The organism is Streptomyces sp. NPDC025638, from assembly GCF_055558775.1.
The window spans coordinates 125,773-142,257 of sequence record NZ_JBVHLX010000016.1; the positions used below are offsets into that span (position 1 = coordinate 125,773).

Here is a 16,485-nt window from a genome sequence, read left to right on the forward strand (position 1 = left end):
CTGCTCAGGCCTCGGTCGACTCGGACTCAGCCGCGGCCTCGTCCTTCTTCTCAGCCTTCTTCTTCTGGGTGATGGCCTCACCCTTGCCCTCGTCGTCACCGCCGAGAGCCTCGAACGACGGACGCGTGGCCTTCGGCGCGGCGACGAGCAGCGGCGCCGGGGCGGGCTCGCCCTTGAACTTCTGCCAGTCGCCGGTCTTCTTCAGGATGGCGAGGACGGGCTCGGTCGGCTGCGCGCCGACACCCAGCCAGTACGCCACGCGCTCGGCGTCCACCTCCATGACCGACGGGTTGTAGGTCGGGTGGTACTTGCCGATCTCCTCGATCGCACGGCCGTCACGACGGGTGCGGGAGTCGGCGACGACGATGCGGTAGTGAGGCGAACGGATCTTGCCCAGACGCTTCAGCTTGATCTTGACTGCCACGGGAGTGGATTCTCCTGGATTTGACGTGGTTGGGCACGGCGAGGCTGCCGCGTGGGGTTGCGGTACCCGAGTGCCCGATGGACGCGTCAGCCGGAGGAGAGAGGGGTCCTGTGCGGCTGTCGAGTACAGCTAGCCATTGTGCCACACCCTGCGGGTCGCTTTTGGCCGAGGGGTCCGGGCGGGTGATCTTGGGCATGCCTATGGTGCACCCGGCGCGGAGGTGACCGTACGTCGGGTGCGCCACTCGGCACCGGCGACCTGCCGACTGCGACTGCCACGAGCAGTCGCAGCCTCAGCTCGCCGCCGCTCCCACGACCTCCGGGATGCGGAACGGCTTTCCGCAGCCGCCGCACACGATCGGGGCCTGGGCCAGGACCGACGGAACCACCCGGACGTTGCGGCCGCAGTCGCAGACCGCCTTGACGCGGACGCCGCCGCCGGAGGAACCGTGGCGGGCGGCCGGGCCGCGGAAGGTGCGGGTGGTGTCGGCGGACGTGGCCACCGTGTGGGCCTTCAGGGCGCGCTGAAGGCGTTCGATCGTCGGCCGGTAACGCCGCTTCGCCTCGGCGTTCAGCGTGACCAGGGAGAAGCCACTGCTGGGGTGCGGTTCGTCGGGGTGGTCCAGGCCCAGTTCCTCGGCGATCGCGAGGAACCTGCGGTTGTGGTAGCGGCCGGCGCGGGAGGTGTCGCGGACCCCGCGCGCGGCTGCGATGCCATGGACTGCCTCGTGGAGCAGTCGTTCGAAGGAGAGCTCGTGACCGCAGGCGGACGACGACTCCCCGATCAGGGACTCTGGCGCGGCAAGGTCGGGCAGTTCGGGGTGGTACCGCTGAATGTCGGCCCACGCCTCTGCCAGCTCTGCGGCGAGAACAGGTGGTGTCTGTGTCGTGCTCACGTAATGACAACGAGCATGAGGGCTCCAGTGTTCCGATTCCGGGGCATCCCAAATAATTTGCACTTACCCGTCAGTTGCCGCTGATGCGTCCTGACGAGGGCGGGTGCGCTGATCTGCGGAGAAGCCTCGCAGCTCATACCAAGCTGGTGCGTAGTCTGACGTACGCCCACCCGTCTCCCACCACCACCCTCAACGGAGGCCCTTCGGGCCGCATTGCCGATCTGCGCGTAGATCGGGTCCGCGCGCCGGGACAGCTGCGGTCGGCGGTAGCGCAAGAGGCGTTTCGGTCGCTCTCGTGCCAAGGTCGCTACTTCAGTAAGCGCGCGCGACGACCGCGACGTTACTCGGGGCGTCCCCGTCCTCGGGCACCGACCCGTCCTCGGCGAGCAGACACCGTACGGTCATCGCGTGCTCGGCCAGCCCGGCCTCGCCCTCCTCGCCGAGCGTGCCCCACGGAATGCGCGCCCAGCCGCCGGCGGTAACCGCCTCGACGGCCTCCTCGATCGTCGAGACGTCCGCGGTGCGGGACTCGCGGTGCTCCCGGGACTGCTTCAGCAGCAGCGCCTGATCCTCCTGGAGGATCGCCGGGAGGAGCCCGGCCAGGGTGTCCAGGGCCACCGGCTCCTTGCCGCCCGGGATGCGGCGGACCAGCATCGCCGTACCGTTCTCCAGGTCACGAGGGCCGATCTCGATGCGGACGGGCACGCCCTTCAGCTCCCAGTCGACGGCGCGGCGGCCGAAGGGGATGTCGGTGCGGTCGTCCACGTGGACCCGGATGCCCGCCGCCCTGAGCCGCTCGCCGATCTCACGGACCTTGGCCAGAACCGTCTCCTCGCCCTTGATCGCGAGGACGACCGCCTGGATCTGCGCCAGCCGCGGCGGGACCCGCAGACCGTTGTCGTCGCCGTGCGTCATCACCAGCGCGCCGATCATGCGGGTCGTCGAGCCCCAGGAGGTCTGCCAGACGTACTCCTGCGTACCGTCCTTGGACAGATACCGGATGTTGAACGGCTTGGCGAAGTTCTGGCCCAGTTCGTGGCTGGTGACCATCTGCAGGGCCTTGCCGTCCCCCATCATGCTTTCGAGCGTGAGGGTGTTGACGGCGCCCGCGAAACGCTCCTTGACCGTCTTGCGGCCGGAGACGAAGTCCGTCGCGAGGACGTTCTCCAGGAAGTCCCCGTAGACGTCGCGCTGGATGCGCGCGGCGAACTCGCGCGCCTCCTCGTACGTGGCGTGCGCGGTGTGTCCCTCCTGCCACAGGAACTCGGAGGTGCGCAGGAACAGACGCGGGCGCAGCTCCCAACGGACCACGTTCGCCCACTGGTTGATGAGCAGGGGCAGGTCCCGGTAGCTCTGCACCCACTTGGAGAAGTACTCGTTGATGATGGTCTCCGACGTGGGACGGACGACCGCGGGCTCCTCCAGCTCCTTGCCGCCGCCGTGCGTGACCACCGCGAGTTCGGGCGCGAACCCCTCGACGTGGTCGGCCTCCCTGGTGAGGTACGACTGCGGGATCAGCAGCGGGAAGTACGCGTTCTGAGTGCCCGTCTCCTTGATGCGGGCGTCCATCTCCGCCTGCATCCGCTCCCACAGCCCGTAACCGTACGGTCGGATCACCATGGTGCCGCGCACCGGCCCGTTGTCGGCCAGCTCGGCCTTGGCGATCAGTTCCTGGTACCAGCGCGGAAAGTCGTCCGCCCTGGGGGTGAGAATGGATGCCTTTGCCATGGCCCGATGGTATGGGCTCAGGTTGCGGGCATGTGAAATCTCGCCACGTGCGCCGCGAACCCACAAGCAGGGCCCCTCGACCCCTGGACGGCACCGCGAGCCGGGAGTTACCTGACATACGTGGGGAGTGCGAGCGCACATCACGGGGGCCACGGAATCGGGCACACCACCAACTCTCGGCGGATTGGGGCGCTTACCTATGACACCTACGCTCGTGCGGCACACCCTGTCTCACGCGGGATCCGCACCACGCGTGAACCTGGACGCACGCGCGCGTGACTGGTCCGAGATCCAGGAGCGGATGCTCGTCCCGCTCTACGAGGCCGTCTACGAGCGACTTGAAGTGGGCCCCGCCAGCAGGCTGCTGGGCCTCGGCTGCGGCTCCGGGCTCGCCCTGCTGATGGCGGCCTCCAGAGGAGCGGCCATCACCGGTGTCGACTCCGCCCGTCCCGAACGGCTCGTCCTCGCACGGGCCCGGCTGCTGCCCGACACCTGGGGCACACGCGCGCGTGCGGCCACCCGGATCGTCGAGCGCTTACCCCGGGACGCGGCCGGCACCAGGACACCCGCGTACACCCTCGTGACGGCCTTCGAGCCGATCGGTTGCCTGGCGGGCGACTCGGAAGGACTCGGTGAGCTGCTCGCCTCCGCGACACCGCTCGCCGAGCGCGGAGCGCCGGTGGTGCTGGCCGGCTGGGGCCCGCCGGAGCGCTGCGCCACGTCGTCCGTGCTGCGGGTGGCCACGAAACTGGCCGATCCGCTGCGCAGCGCGGGCAGTTGGCGCCCCGCCCTGCGCGACGACCTGGAGGAGGTCGCCCAGCGGGCCGGGCTGAAGCCGGACGGTTCGGGCCGGGTCGCCTGTCCGTTCGGGTACGCCGGTCCCGACAGCGCCGTACGCGGCCTGCTGTCGACGGGCCTGTTCGACGCGGCGATCGCGGCCACGGACCAGGAGCAGGTGGACAAGGAACTGACGGAGGCACTGCACCCGTACCAGCGGCCGGACGGGACGGTGTGGATGCCGAACGTGTTCCGCTATCTGATCGCCCGCAGGCCCTGAGCATCGCGCACGCTCTGCGCGTCACGCACGCCCTGAGCACCGCGCACGCCCCGAGCGTCCCTCACGCCTCCGCGTCCTTCGTCAGGCGCGTGATGCCCGCGATCCGGTACGCGTCCGCCTCCTCCAGCGTCTCGTTCTCCAGCAGGGCCTCGGTCAGGGCGTCCAGCTGGGAGCGGTGGTCGTGGAGCTTGCGGCAGGCCTCCTCGTAGCACTCGTCGACGATCCTGCGCATCTCGGCGTCGATCGCGTCGAGGGTCTGCGGGGCGGCCGAGAGACCGTACGCCTGCTGGGCGTCGCTCGGCAGGGCGGAGAGCCGGCCGATGCGCTCGCTCATGCCCCAGCGGGCCACCATTCCGCGCGCGATGGCGGTGACCTGCTCGAGGTCGTTCTCCGCGCCCGTGGTCACGACGCCGTAGACCACCTCTTCCGCCGCCATACCGCCCAGGGCGCCGATGATCCGGCCGCGCAGATACCCCTCCGAGTGCGCGTACCGCTCCACCTCGGGGGTCGACATCGTCACGCCGAGCGCCCGGCCGCGCGGCACGATGGTGATCTTGCGGACGGGGTCGGCGCCGGGCTGCAGCATGCCGAGCAGGGCGTGCCCGCTCTCGTGGTAGGCCGTGCGCCGGCGGTCCTCCTCGGGCATCACGAGGGTGCGCTCGGCACCGAGCTGCACCTTCTCCAGCGCCTCGGACAGGTCGGAACGGGTCACCGTCTCCTGCTTGCGCTTGACCGCGAGCAGCGCGGCCTCGTTGGCGAGATTGGCCAGATCCGCGCCTGTCATACCCGGGGTGGTCCGGGCCACCTGGGCCAGGTCGACGTTCGGATCGAGCGGGATCTCACGGGTGTGGATGCGCAGGATCGCCTCGCGCCCGCTCCGGTCCGGCGGGGAGACGTGGACCACCCGGTCGAAGCGGCCGGGCCGGGTCAGCGCCGGGTCCAGGATGTCGGCGCGGTTCGTCGCCGCCACCACGACCACGCCCTCCGAGCCGGAGAAGCCGTCCATCTCCGTGAGGATCTGGTTCAGCGTCTGCTCGCGCTCGTCGTGGCCGCTGACCGACGGGCCGCCGCCGCGCTGCCGGCCGATCGTGTCGATCTCGTCGATGAAGATGATCGACGGGGCCACCTTGCGGGCCTCGGCGAACAGCTCCCGGACCCGGGACGCGCCGACACCGACGATCATCTCGATGAACTCGGACGCGGAGGCGGAGAAGAACGGTACGCCCGCCTCACCCGCGACCGCGCGCGCCAGCAGGGTCTTTCCGGTGCCGGGCGGGCCCGCGAGCAGCACACCGCGCGGCATCTTCGCGCCCATCCTGCGGTAGGCGTCGGGGTGCTCCAGGAAGTCGACGACGTCGTCCAGCTCGCCCTTGACCTCGTCGATGCCGGCCACGTCGGCGAACGACGTGCGCTGGGTGCCCGGCCGGAGCCCGACCGGCTTGGGCGGGGCCTTGCGGCCGAGCATGCCGCCCGCACCGCCCAGTCCCCCGCCGATCCGCCGCGCGAAGAAGATCCACACGGCGACCAGCAGCACGATCGGCACCAGCGAGATCAGCAGGTTGGACAGCAGACTGCGCTCCTGCACGACGGGCTGCGCGGTCACCGTGACGCCGTGGCTGCTCAGGTTCTGCCAGAGCCTGTCGTCCGCGAAGGCCGGGCGCTGCGTCCTGAACTTGGTGTACTGGCCACCACCGCTGGGCTTGGCCCGGGGCGTCTTGAGCTCGCCCTGGATCGCGTCGCCCTTGGAGTAGATCTTGGCGACGTTGCCGTCGCCGACCTGTCTGCTGAACTCCGTGTACGAGATCGTCGGCTCGTTGCCCTGGCCCAGATAGTTCAGCCCGATGTAGGCGAGCAGAAAGACGATCACCGCGGTGACGACGAGGCCCCACCACTTCCCGCGTATCCGTCGGCCACCGGGCCGCCGGGGCGACTCGTCCGGGGTGCCCTCGGTGCGCCACGGCTGATCAGGGTCTTTCCGTGGCGGCGCGGCATTGCTCATATCTGGACGTTACGGCACACAGCGGGCCGCGGCACGCGCTGAGGGCGCCCTCCCCGAAGGAGGACGCCCTCAGTGCCGTACGACGTCGGTCCGCGGCGGACCGTGATCGTCGGGTCAGCCCATGAACTTCTTGAACTCGTCCGGCAGCTCGAAGTCCTTGCCGCCCTGCTGCGGCAGGCCGAAGGCGCCACCGCCCTGGGCGGCCGCCTCGCGGCGCTGGGCCTCCTCCAGCTCCTGCTGCTTGCGCTTCATCGGGTTGCCGGAGCGCTGCTTGCCCTTGGCCTTCTTCGGCTGCTTCTTGGTGCGGCCGGGTCCGCCGCCCATGCCCGGGATCCCCGGCATGCCGGGCATACCGCCGCCCTGGGCCATGCGGGACATCATCTTGCGGGCCTCGAAGAACCGCTCGACCAGGTTCTTCACGGCGCTGACCTCGACGCCGGAGCCCTTGGCGATACGGGCGCGACGGGAGCCGTTGATGATCGTCGGCTCCTGGCGCTCGCCCGGGGTCATCGACTTGATGATCGCGGCCGTGCGGTCGACGTCCCGCTCGTCCAGGTTGTTGATCTGGTCCTTGATCTGGCCCATGCCCGGGAGCATGCCGAGCAGCTTGCTGATGCTGCCCATCTTCCTGACCTGCTCCATCTGGGCCAGGAAGTCGTCCAGGGTGAAGTCCTGGCCCTTCTTGGACGCCAGCTTGGAGGCCATCTTCTCGGCCTCTTCCTGGCTGAACGTCTTCTCCGCCTGCTCGATCAGGGTGAGCAGGTCACCCATGTCGAGGATGCGGGAGGCCATCCGGTCAGGGTGGAACGCGTCGAAGTCGTCGAGCTTCTCGCCGTTCGACGCGAACATGATCGGCTTGCCGGTGATCTGGCGGATCGACAGGGCGGCACCACCGCGGGCGTCACCGTCGAGCTTGGAGAGCACCACGCCGTCGAAGCCGACGCCGTCGCGGAAGGCCTCCGCGGTGTTGACGGCGTCCTGACCGATCATCGCGTCGACGACGAAGAGGATCTCGTCCGGGGAGACGGCGTCCCGGATGTCCGCGGCCTGCTGCATCATCTCCTGGTCGATGCCCAGGCGGCCGGCGGTGTCCACGATCACGATGTCGTGGACCTTGGTCTTCGCGTGCTCGATGGAGTCCTTGGCGACCTTGACCGGGTCGCCGACGCCGTTGCCCGGCTCGGGCGCGAAGACCGCGACGCCGGCGCGCTCGGCGACGACGCTCAGCTGGTTGACGGCGTTGGGGCGCTGAAGGTCGGCGGCCACGAGCAGCGGCGAGTGGCCCTGCCCCTTGAGCCAGTGGCCCAGCTTGCCCGCGAGGGTGGTCTTACCGGCACCCTGCAGACCCGCGAGCATGATCACGGTGGGGGGCTGCTTGGCGAAGCGCAGGCGCCGGGTCTCGCCGCCCAGGATGGTGACGAGCTCGTCGTTGACGATCTTCAGCACCTGCTGTGCGGGGTTCAGCGCCCGGGAGACCTCGGCGCCGAGGGCTCTTTCCTTGACGTTCTTGATGAACGTCCGGACGACAGGCAGGGCCACATCCGCTTCGAGGAGCGCGATGCGGATCTCGCGGGCCGTGGCGTCGATGTCCGCCTCGCTGAGGCGCCCCTTGCCGCGGAGATTTTTGAAAGTCGCGCTGAGGCGGTCGGAGAGGGTATCGAACACGGTGGCGTCGGTCCTCGGGGTCGGGGTCGTTTTGGGCTGCCCTCCAGGGTATCTGGCCGCGCAAGCAAATCGTCCCCGCCCGCTGGGTTCGGCGGGCGGGGACGGAAAGTCACCGCGGGATCACGCCCGCAGTGTCTCCTCCAGCTTCCGGGCCACCGACGCGGCCTCGTCCCCGGGCAGCGGTGAGCCGTCCGTGCCGGTGACGTAGAAGGCGTCCACGGCGTTGCTGCCCAGCGTGCTCACATGGGCGCTGCGCACCCGTACGCTCGCGTCCTCCAGGGCCTGGCCGATACGGAACAGCAGTCCCGGCGCGTCCTGCGCACGGACCTCGATCACGGTGGCGTGCCGGGAGGCCGCCGAGGCCACCGCCACCCGGGCGGGCGGTGCCACCCAGCCGCGGCGCCGCGGGTAGGCCGCGTCGCGTTCGGCGAGGCGGGACGCGATGTCCAGGGAGCCGTCCAGGGCGCGGACCAGGTCGGCGCGGAGCCGGGCCGCCTGCGGCAGGGAGCCGTACTCCGCCGCGACCCGCCAGTTCAGCAGGAGGACGGAGCCTTTGTCGACGTCGTTCGGGAGGCGCAGGGCGCGCAGTTCCGCGGTGCGGACGGTCAGCCGGTGCACGGCGAGCACGCCGGCCACCGCGGGCAGCACGCCCGGCTGGTCCGGTACGGCGATGACGAGCTCCACGCCGAGGGGCTCGGGCTCCCCGGTCGGTTCGTCCTCGGGCCGGGGTTCGGTCTGGGCGCGCAGGGCCAGCACCGGGCCGCCGGTGCGGAACGCCTCGATGGCGAGCCGTTCGTGTTCCGCGGTGGGCGCGGCGGGCTCGGGCTCCTCGGGGGCGTCCCCGGCGAGCACGGCCGAGACCCGCTTCACCAGGTCGGCAACGAGGGAGCCGCGCCAGGACGACCAGGCTGCCGGGCCGGTCGCCAGTGCGTCCGCCTCGGTCAGCGCGTGCAGCAGTTCGAGCGTGCTCTGCGAGCCGACCGCGTCGGCGACCGAGCGGACGGTGGCGGGGTCCTCCAGGTCGCGCCGGGTGGCCGTCTCGATCAGCAGCAGATGGTGCCGTACGAGGGTGGAGAGCACCGCCACGTCCGCGCGGTCGAAGCCGATGCGCGCCGCCACGTCCTTGGCGATGATCTCGCCGGCCACCGAGTGGTCGCCGGGCCAGCCCTTGCCGATGTCGTGCAGCAGCGCGGAGACCAGGAGGAGGTCGGGGCGGCTGACGTGACGGGTCAGCTCGGAGGCGCGGACCGCCGTTTCGATGAGATGGCGGTCGACCGTCCAGATGTGGACGGCGTTGCGCTGCGGGCGGCAGCGGACCCGCTCCCAGTCCGGGAGCAGTTGTGTGATCAGCCCTTCCGCCTCCAGCGCCTCCCAGACGTCGACCGTCGGGCGGCCCGAGCCGAGCAGGGTCACGAGCTGCTCGCGCGCCTCGGCGGGCCAGGGCGTGGGCAGGGGGCGCGCGGTGGCGGCCAGGTGCCGTACGGCGTGCAGGGAGAGCGGGAGGCCGGCCTGTGCGGCGGCGGCCGCGGCGCGCAAAGGAAGCACGGGGTCGCGTTCGGGGCGCGCGGCGCGGGCGAGGACCACCTCGCCGTCCTGCTCCACCACGCCCTCGGCCAGCGGAGACCTGTCGGCGACGGGCTTGCCGCCGCCCAGCATGGCGCGCAGCCGCGGGCGCACGGCGCGTGACCGCAGGACGCGGCCCACTTCACGCCAGGTGACATCACTGGCGTACGAGATGACGCGCGCGGCCTCGTAGACCTGGCGCAGCAGGGTGTCGGCATCGAGCAGGCCCAGTTCGGCCGCGACCTGGTCCTGTTCCTGCAGCGCCAGCCGGTCGGTGGCCCGCCCGGTGGTCAGGTGCAGTGCGTCGCGCACGTCGAGCAGGCGCCGCCGGGCGTCGGCGAGGCCCTCGCGGGGGGCGTCGGCCAGCCAGGACGCGGCGACCGCACGCAGGGCGGTGGCGTCCCGGAGGCCGCCGCGGGCCTCCTTGAGGTCGGGTTCCAGGAGGAACTGGAGCTCGCCCTGGCGCTCGGCGCGCTCGTCGCAGAGCTCCTGGAGTTCGGGGAGGCGCTTGGGGGCCTGGTTGCGCCAGTCGGCGAGGACGGCCGTACGCAGTCCGGCGGTGAGGCCGAGGTCGCCCGCGATGTGCCGGGCGTCGAGGAGACCGAGCTGGACCTTGAGGTCCTCAGCGGCCGTTCTGCGGGCCTCGGCCGGGGTGCGGACCGAGTGGTCGAGGGCGAGGCCCAGGTCCCAGACGGGGTACCAGACGCGGTCGGCGAGGGCGGCGACCGCCTTGCTGTCGCCGCCGTCGTGCAGCAGCAGGAGGTCGAGATCGCTGCGCGGGGACAGCTCGCCGCGTCCGTAGCCGCCGACGGCCACCAGCGAGACGCCCTTCAGGCCCTCGGCGGCCGCGGTGAACAGGCCCGTCAGCCACCCGTCCGTCAGTTCGGCGAGGGCCGCACGGCGCGGCGGCCCGGACTGCGCCCCCTCGGTGAGGAGGCGCAGCCGGGCCGCCGCATAGCCGCTGGGTCCCGAGTCCTCTGCGTCTTTCCGAACATTGGTACTCGTCACCCGGCGACTCCTGTCCGTCTTCTGTGGTGAGCGTGTCCGCTCAGAGCGCGTCGGGACCGCGCTCGCCGGTCCGGACCCGTACGGCGGTCTCGACCGGGAGGGACCAGACCTTGCCGTCCCCGATCTTGCCGGTGCGGGCGGCCTTGACGATGACGTCGATCAGCTGCTCGGCGTCGTCGTCCTCGGCCAGCACCTCGATGCGGATCTTGGGGACCAGGTCGACCGTGTACTCGGCACCGCGGTAGACCTCGGTGTGGCCCCTCTGACGACCGTAACCGCTGGCCTCGGTGACCGTCAGTCCGTGGACGCCGAAGGCCTGAAGGGCCTCCTTGATCTCGTCGAGCCGGTGCGGCTTCACGACGGCGGTGATGAGCTTCATGCGTCCACCTTCTTGCTCTGCGTGCCGGCCAGGGCGGGAGCGGGGGCGCTGCCGACGACACCGCCGCCCGCGCCGCTGAAGTCGTATGCGGTCTCGGCGTGCTCCGCCTGGTCGATGCCGGAGACCTCCTCGTCCTCGGTGACCCGCATACCGATGGTCTTGTCGAGGAGGAAGGCGAGGATCGCGGAGGCGACCAGGGAGTAGGCGAGGACCGCGAAGACACCGGCGCACTGCTTCCACAGCTGGTCGAAGGAGTGGTCGCCGTAGAAGACACCCGTCGCGGTGGACTGGCCCTTGCCGGTGGCGAAGAAGCCGATGAGCAGGGAACCGATGATTCCGCCGACCATGTGGACGCCGACGACGTCGAGGGAGTCGTCGTAGCCGAACTTGAACTTCAGGCTGACGGCCGCGGCGCAGGCGACACCGGCAATGGCGCCGACGGCGATCGCGCCGAGCGGGGAGACCGCGCCACCGGACGGGGTGATCGCGACCAGACCGGCGACCGCACCGGAGGCGGCGCCCAGCGTGGTGAACGCGCCGTGCCGGATCTTCTCGTAGGCGAGCCAGGCCAGCATGGCGGCGGCGGTGGCGACCTGCGTGTTGACGAACATCAGCGCGCCGACGCCGTCGTCGTTGCCGAGCCACGAGCCGGCGTTGAAGCCGAACCAGCCGAACCACAGCAGACCGGCGCCGAGCATGACCAGCGGGAGGCTGTGCGGGCGCATCGGGTCCTTCTTGAAGCCGATGCGCTTGCCGATGACCAGGATCACGCCGAGAGCCCCGGCACCCGCGTTGATGTGGACCGCCGTACCACCGGCGAAGTCGATCACGCCGAGCTTGTAGGCCCAGCCGTCGGCACCCCAGACCCAGTGGGCGACCGGGACGTAGACGATCGTGACCCACAGGGCGACGAAGAGCGCCCACGCCGAGAACTTGACGCGGTCCGCGAGGGCACCGCTTATCAGGGCCGGTGTGATGATGGCGAACATCATCTGGAAGACCATGAAGACGAAGATCGGGATGGTGTAGCCGTCCCAGAGCTGCGTCAGCCCGATGTTGCTGAGGCCGAACCAGTCGGAGTTCCAGCCGATGAGGCTGTTGTTCGTGCCGAAGGCGAGGGAGAAGCCGTAGAGCACCCAGAGGATGGTGACGATCCCGATGCTGATGAAGCTCATCATCAGCATGTTCAGGGTGCTCTTGACTCGGACCATGCCCCCGTAGAAGAAGGCAAGGCCCGGGGTCATGATCAGAACCAGGGCGGAACAGATGAGCATGAAGCCTGTGTTCGCGGCGGACAACTTGGGTGCCTCCGCGGCAAGCGTGATGGCTGGTGCCATCGGCGTCTCCTCGTCGGTTGGTACGGCCCCGTGCGGGCGAAGCCTGAGAGCGGTCCGGTCATGTGAGGGGTGGGCCGGTTATGCGCCATGAGATTGGCGCAGCGCGGTTTCGGTGGAAGCCCCTCGTTGTTTCGCCGGGGTGACGAAGACGCCCTGCGTGTTACGCGTCGATGAATTGCCGGATGTCCGGCCGCGGGATCGTTATCGTGGCGCAACCTTCTCTGAAGGAAAAGAAGCCGGCCGCGGCGGGCCTTCCGAGGACCTGGCGTGGGGGAGCCGAGTCGGACAGTTCGGGAGGGCCGGCCGCGGCCGGGGCTATGGGTTTCCTTCGGATTTCCGGGCCTCAGACCGCCTCGGCGGTCTCGGGGAGGTCCACGGCGAGCTGCTCGGTGAGGTCGATGACCTCCGCCAGGTGCCCGAACTCGCGCACGGCCGTGTCGACGGTCTTTCGGATACGAGTGTTCACCCGCTCGGAGCGGACCTTCTTGGCGATGCCCATGGCCGTGGAGGCATAGGCGGTGCTCTGCTCGGGCTCGCGGCGCAGCAGATGCACGGTGGCCATGCCGATCAGGTTCAGTGCGTACGACCGCTGGTGCTCGGAGTCGTTCGCGAACCGCTCCACGGCCCGCTGCATCAGGGGCTCGGCCAGGGAGGCGTAGGTGGGGCTGCGGCCGGCGACATACGCCAGGTCGCGGAACGAGTGGGAGTTCTCGCCGTACAGCTCGGCCTCGGAGAAGAAGCGGATCCAGTCGGGGTCCGGCTCGTCCCACTCGTCGACCTCGGCGAAGGTGTCCTCGGCCATCCGGACGGCCCGCTTGCACTTGCCGGGCTGGCCCATGTTGGCGTAGGCGCGGGCCTCCATCGCATACAGCATGGACTGGGTCCGGGGGCTTGCGCAGTCCCGGCTGCCGTACTGCGCGAGGTGGATCAGTTCCAGGGCGTCATCGGGCCGGCCGAGGTGGATCATCTGGCGGCTCATGCTGGACAGGACGTACGAGCCGAGCGGCTTGTCCCCCGCCTCCTTGGCGGCGTGCAGAGCCAGCACGAAGTACTTCTGCGCGGTGGGCTGGAGTCCGATGTCGTAACTCATCCAGCCGGCCAGCTCGGCGAGCTCGGCGGCGACCTTGAAGAGCTTTCTGCTGGTGGCCTCGGGCTGGGGCTCCTGGAGGAGGTCGGTGACCTCGTGCAGCTGGCCGACGACCGCCTTGCGGCGCAGGCCGCCGCCGCACTGGGCGTCCCACTGGCGGAACATCACCGTGGTGGACTCCAGCAGGTCCAGCTCGGGCTTGGACAGCCGGCCCGGGCGGCGGGAGTCGTGGTACGGCTCGGGCTCCGCGAGCGGTCCGGACGGTGTCGGGACGAGCCAGCGCTGCATGGGCTCGATGAGGGACGGCCCCGCGGACAGGACCAGCGCGGTCCCGAGGAAGCCGCGCCGCGCCAGCATGAGGTCGCTGCGCGAGAACTCGCTGAGCAGGGCCACCGTCTGCGGGCCCGTCCAAGGCAGGTCGACCCCGGTCGCGGAGGGTGACTGGCGGGTCGGCCGCAGGCCGAGGTCCTCGACGGAGACGACACAGCCGAACCGCTCGGAGAACAGCTCGGAGAGGATTCTCGGGATCGGCTCGCGCGGGTTCTCCCCGTCCAGCCAGCGGCGCACCCGGGAGGTGTCCGTGGAGATGTGATTGGCACCCAACTGGCGTGCCCGCCGGTTCACTTGCCGGGCGAGCTCGCCCTTGGACCAGCCGCTGCGCACGAACCACGAGCCGAGCAGCTCATTGGGGCGCTTCTCAGCGTTCGTCCCGCCACCGCCGTTGCCGCCCACTGGAACGCCCCCATCCCTGAGACCACTTGTCGCCGAGTGCGCCAAGCCCTATCAGAATGCCGTCAAACAGGGCCGCCCGTCCGGTGGTTCTCATCCTTCGAACGGGATGCCGACTTGCCTCCGGCATACCCACGAGGGCATGTGCCCTCAGGCCTCGTGCACTCAAAGTAATCCTACGATCACGGGTCCAGCCATGGCGATCCCAGAAACGCCACCATTCGCCACCCCTTCGAATGAACTCACGGTCGCCCAGGCGCGATTCACTTGACACAGGACGGCCACGAGTGGATGCAGGAGTGCACTCGGGGGCGCACATCGCCGGGTGCACCACCGAAGTCACCTCGGCGCGCCGCTTGCGTTCAGCGAGCGTGGGCACCTCTGGTGACATTGAGTCACTTTCCGCTTCCGTCCCGTTCCGTGGCGTAACCACCGGCGCGCTGGACCCGTTGGAGGGGGTATGGGCTTCACGATCGGCGGTATTCGCGAGATCCGCACCGGCGCGCGTCGGCGCGGCCGTTCGTCGGAGTGCACCGATGTCGCCGCGTTCACCGGGCTGTGGGGCTGGGACGTGGTGCCGGGGGCGCGGGCCGCCGCGGGCGCCTGTTCGTGCGGCCGGGCGGACTGCGGTGCGCCGGGCGCGCATCCGCTGGAGTTCGCGCCCCAGATCTCCGCCGGGGCCACGCTCGACGAAGTGACCAAGGCCTGGGGCGAGTTCCCGGGTGCTTCGGTGATGCTGCCGGTCGGGCGGGCGTTCGATGTCATCGAGGTCGCCGAGCCCGCCGGGCGCCGCGCCCTGGTCCGCCTCGAACGCATGGGCCTCCCCCTCGGCCCGGTGACCGCGACTCCGGACGGCCGCGCCCAGTTCCTCGTCGCCCCGGGCGCCACCGCCGAGCTGCCCGCGCTGCTCTACCGCATGGGCTGGGACGACCCGTCCTCCCTCGACCTGCACGGCCTCGGCCCCGGTACGTACCTCACGGCGCCGCCCTCCGACCGGGGCGGGCTCGGCCCGGTGCGCTGGCTGCGGCCGCCGGCACTGGACTCGGTGTCGAAGCCGCCCGCCGCCCGACTGCTGCTGGGGACGCTGGCCTACGTGGCGCACCGGTCACGGGCCTAGCACCTGCCCGACGGTTCCCCCGGTCGTATCCGCGGACGGCGAAGCGCCCGTCCCAACTGGACCTTGGGGCGGGCGCTTCTCGACGGCGTATCGAATACGGTGGGTGACTTCACTCCCCGATAAGGGCGTCAACGAACGCCTCCGGCTCGAACGGCGCCAGGTCGTCGGCCCCCTCGCCGAGACCGACCAGCTTGACCGGCACGCCCAGCTCGCGCTGGACCGCGACCACGATGCCGCCCTTGGCGGTGCCGTCCAGCTTGGTCAGCACGATGCCGGTGATGTCGACGACTTCGGCGAAGACACGGGCCTGGACGAGGCCGTTCTGACCGGTGGTGGCGTCGAGGACGAGCAGCACCTCGTCCAGCGGGGCGTGCTTCTCGACGACGCGCTTGACCTTGCCCAGCTCGTCCATGAGGCCGGTCTTGGTGTGCAGTCGGCCGGCGGTGTCGATGAGCACCACGTCGACGCCCATCTCCTTGCCCTCCTTCACCGCGTCGAAGGCGACGGAGGCGGGGTCACCGGCCTCCGGCCCGCGCACGGTGTAGGCGCCGACCCGCTCGCCCCAGGTCTGCAGCTGGTCGGCGGCGGCGGCACGGAAGGTGTCGGCGGCGCCCAGCACGACGGTGCGCCCGTCGGCCACCAGGACCCGGGCGAGCTTGCCGGTGGTGGTGGTCTTGCCGGTGCCGTTGACGCCGACGACCATCACGATGCCGGGCTTGCGGTCCTCGGGCTCGGTCTTCACGGTGCGGTCGACATCGGTGCCGACCAGCTTGAGGAGCTCGTCGCGCAGCAGGCCGCGCAGTTCCTCGGGGGTGCGGGTGCCGAGCACCTTGACGCGCTCACGCAGGCCCTCGACCAGCTCCTGGGTGGGCTGGACGCCGACGTCGGCGGTGAGCAGCGTGTCCTCGATCTCCTCCCACGTGTCCTCGTCGAGGTGCTCGCGGGAGAGCAGGATGAGCAGGCCCTTGCCGAGGGCGTTCTGCGAGCGGGAGAGCCGGGCGCGCAGCCGCACCAGGCGGCCCGCGGTGGGCTCCGGGATCTCGATCGCGGGAGCCTCGACGGCTTCGGCGGCAGGGGGTTCCTCGACGGCGACGGAGGCCGAGCCGTCCGGGAGGTCCACCTCCTCTATCGTCCGGCGCGGTTCTTCGCGCGGCGTCTCGGCCTCGTCGCCGACGTGCGGCTCGGCCGGAGGTGCGGTGATGTCGGGCGTGGCGGGGGGCGGCGGGGGCAGCTGCTTCTTGCGCCGGCTGCCGACGACCAGCCCGCCGAGCACCGCGAGCACCACCACGGCGATGACTACAGCAAGGATGACGGTTTCCATAACGCGTCCAGTATCCATCCCTCCCCCAGCACGGCCCTTGATCCGCCGGGAGGGTTTTTTCGTAGATTCCTCCAAGGTGGCCCGGGGCGCTCGATACGCACGCCACCGCCATGGCGATCTGACGAACCGTCAGCTAACCTCCCCCCTCGCCGACACCCCACCCGGCGAAGGGGGAC

General features: G+C 70.5%; 12 protein-coding genes. 2 read left to right on the forward strand and 10 right to left on the reverse strand.

Going from position 1 to position 16,485, the window contains the following annotated elements; genetic code table 11:
- Positions 1–4: 4 nt before the first annotated feature.
- The 3 genes from rpsP to proS all read right to left on the reverse strand — a co-directional run bounded on the left by rpsP (position 5) and on the right by proS (position 3,047).
- A complete protein-coding gene (gene rpsP / locus ACZ4EG_RS35195; protein WP_390712568.1) occupies positions 5–424 on the reverse strand; it encodes a 30S ribosomal protein S16 in 420 nt (139 codons plus the stop codon).
- Between the two features lie 292 nt (positions 425–716).
- Positions 717–1,319: a hypothetical protein gene (locus ACZ4EG_RS35200; RefSeq protein ID WP_363298740.1), complete on the reverse strand. Its 603-nt coding sequence runs from the start codon at positions 1,317–1,319 to the stop codon at positions 717–719.
- Between the two features lie 312 nt (positions 1,320–1,631).
- Positions 1,632–3,047 (reverse strand): proline--tRNA ligase, encoded by a 1,416-nt coding sequence (gene proS / locus ACZ4EG_RS35205; RefSeq protein WP_467793486.1) that lies wholly within the window; start codon positions 3,045–3,047, stop codon positions 1,632–1,634.
- 199 nt (positions 3,048–3,246) lie between these two features.
- Here proS and ACZ4EG_RS35210 point away from each other — a divergent pair, with 199 nt between their 5' ends.
- Positions 3,247–4,104, forward strand: a complete 858-nt coding sequence (locus ACZ4EG_RS35210) for an SAM-dependent methyltransferase (protein ID WP_467793487.1) — start codon at positions 3,247–3,249, stop codon at positions 4,102–4,104.
- A 61-nt stretch (positions 4,105–4,165) separates the two neighbouring features.
- Here ACZ4EG_RS35210 and ftsH read toward each other — a convergent pair whose 3' ends face one another.
- The 6 genes from ftsH to nsdA all read right to left on the reverse strand — a co-directional run bounded on the left by ftsH (position 4,166) and on the right by nsdA (position 13,874).
- The gene (gene ftsH, locus ACZ4EG_RS35215) at positions 4,166–6,103 is read right to left on the reverse strand and encodes an ATP-dependent zinc metalloprotease FtsH (protein ID WP_467793488.1); all 1,938 of its coding nucleotides are present in this window, start codon (positions 6,101–6,103) and stop codon (positions 4,166–4,168) included.
- Between the two features lie 114 nt (positions 6,104–6,217).
- Positions 6,218–7,768 carry a signal recognition particle protein gene (ffh, locus tag ACZ4EG_RS35220; protein ID WP_390712564.1) on the reverse strand — a complete coding sequence of 517 codons (1,551 nt, stop codon included), beginning with the start codon at positions 7,766–7,768 and terminating at the stop codon, positions 6,218–6,220.
- A 120-nt stretch (positions 7,769–7,888) separates the two neighbouring features.
- Positions 7,889–10,339 (reverse strand): [protein-PII] uridylyltransferase, encoded by a 2,451-nt coding sequence (locus ACZ4EG_RS35225; RefSeq protein ID WP_453554302.1) that lies wholly within the window; start codon positions 10,337–10,339, stop codon positions 7,889–7,891.
- 40 nt (positions 10,340–10,379) lie between these two features.
- Positions 10,380–10,718, reverse strand: a complete 339-nt coding sequence (locus ACZ4EG_RS35230; RefSeq protein WP_003997576.1) for a P-II family nitrogen regulator — start codon at positions 10,716–10,718, stop codon at positions 10,380–10,382.
- Complete coding sequence (locus ACZ4EG_RS35235; RefSeq protein WP_453554300.1) at positions 10,715–12,055, reverse strand: ammonium transporter; 1,341 nt, start codon at positions 12,053–12,055, stop codon at positions 10,715–10,717. Before ACZ4EG_RS35235 ends, ACZ4EG_RS35230 begins: the two co-directional genes overlap by 4 nt.
- A 343-nt stretch (positions 12,056–12,398) precedes the next feature.
- Positions 12,399–13,874, reverse strand: a complete 1,476-nt coding sequence (gene nsdA / locus ACZ4EG_RS35240; RefSeq protein WP_467793489.1) for a transcriptional repressor NsdA — start codon at positions 13,872–13,874, stop codon at positions 12,399–12,401.
- Positions 13,875–14,331: 457 nt separating this feature from the next.
- On the opposite strand from nsdA, the gene ACZ4EG_RS35245 reads away from it, so the two are divergent.
- Positions 14,332–14,988 (forward strand): bifunctional DNA primase/polymerase, encoded by a 657-nt coding sequence (locus ACZ4EG_RS35245; RefSeq protein WP_467793490.1) that lies wholly within the window; start codon positions 14,332–14,334, stop codon positions 14,986–14,988.
- A 109-nt stretch (positions 14,989–15,097) separates the two neighbouring features.
- On the opposite strand, the gene ftsY is transcribed toward ACZ4EG_RS35245, so the two are convergent.
- Entirely contained in the window at positions 15,098–16,309 is a 1,212-nt protein-coding gene (gene ftsY / locus ACZ4EG_RS35250) for a signal recognition particle-docking protein FtsY (protein WP_467793491.1), read from the reverse strand.
- Positions 16,310–16,485 lie beyond the last annotated feature (176 nt).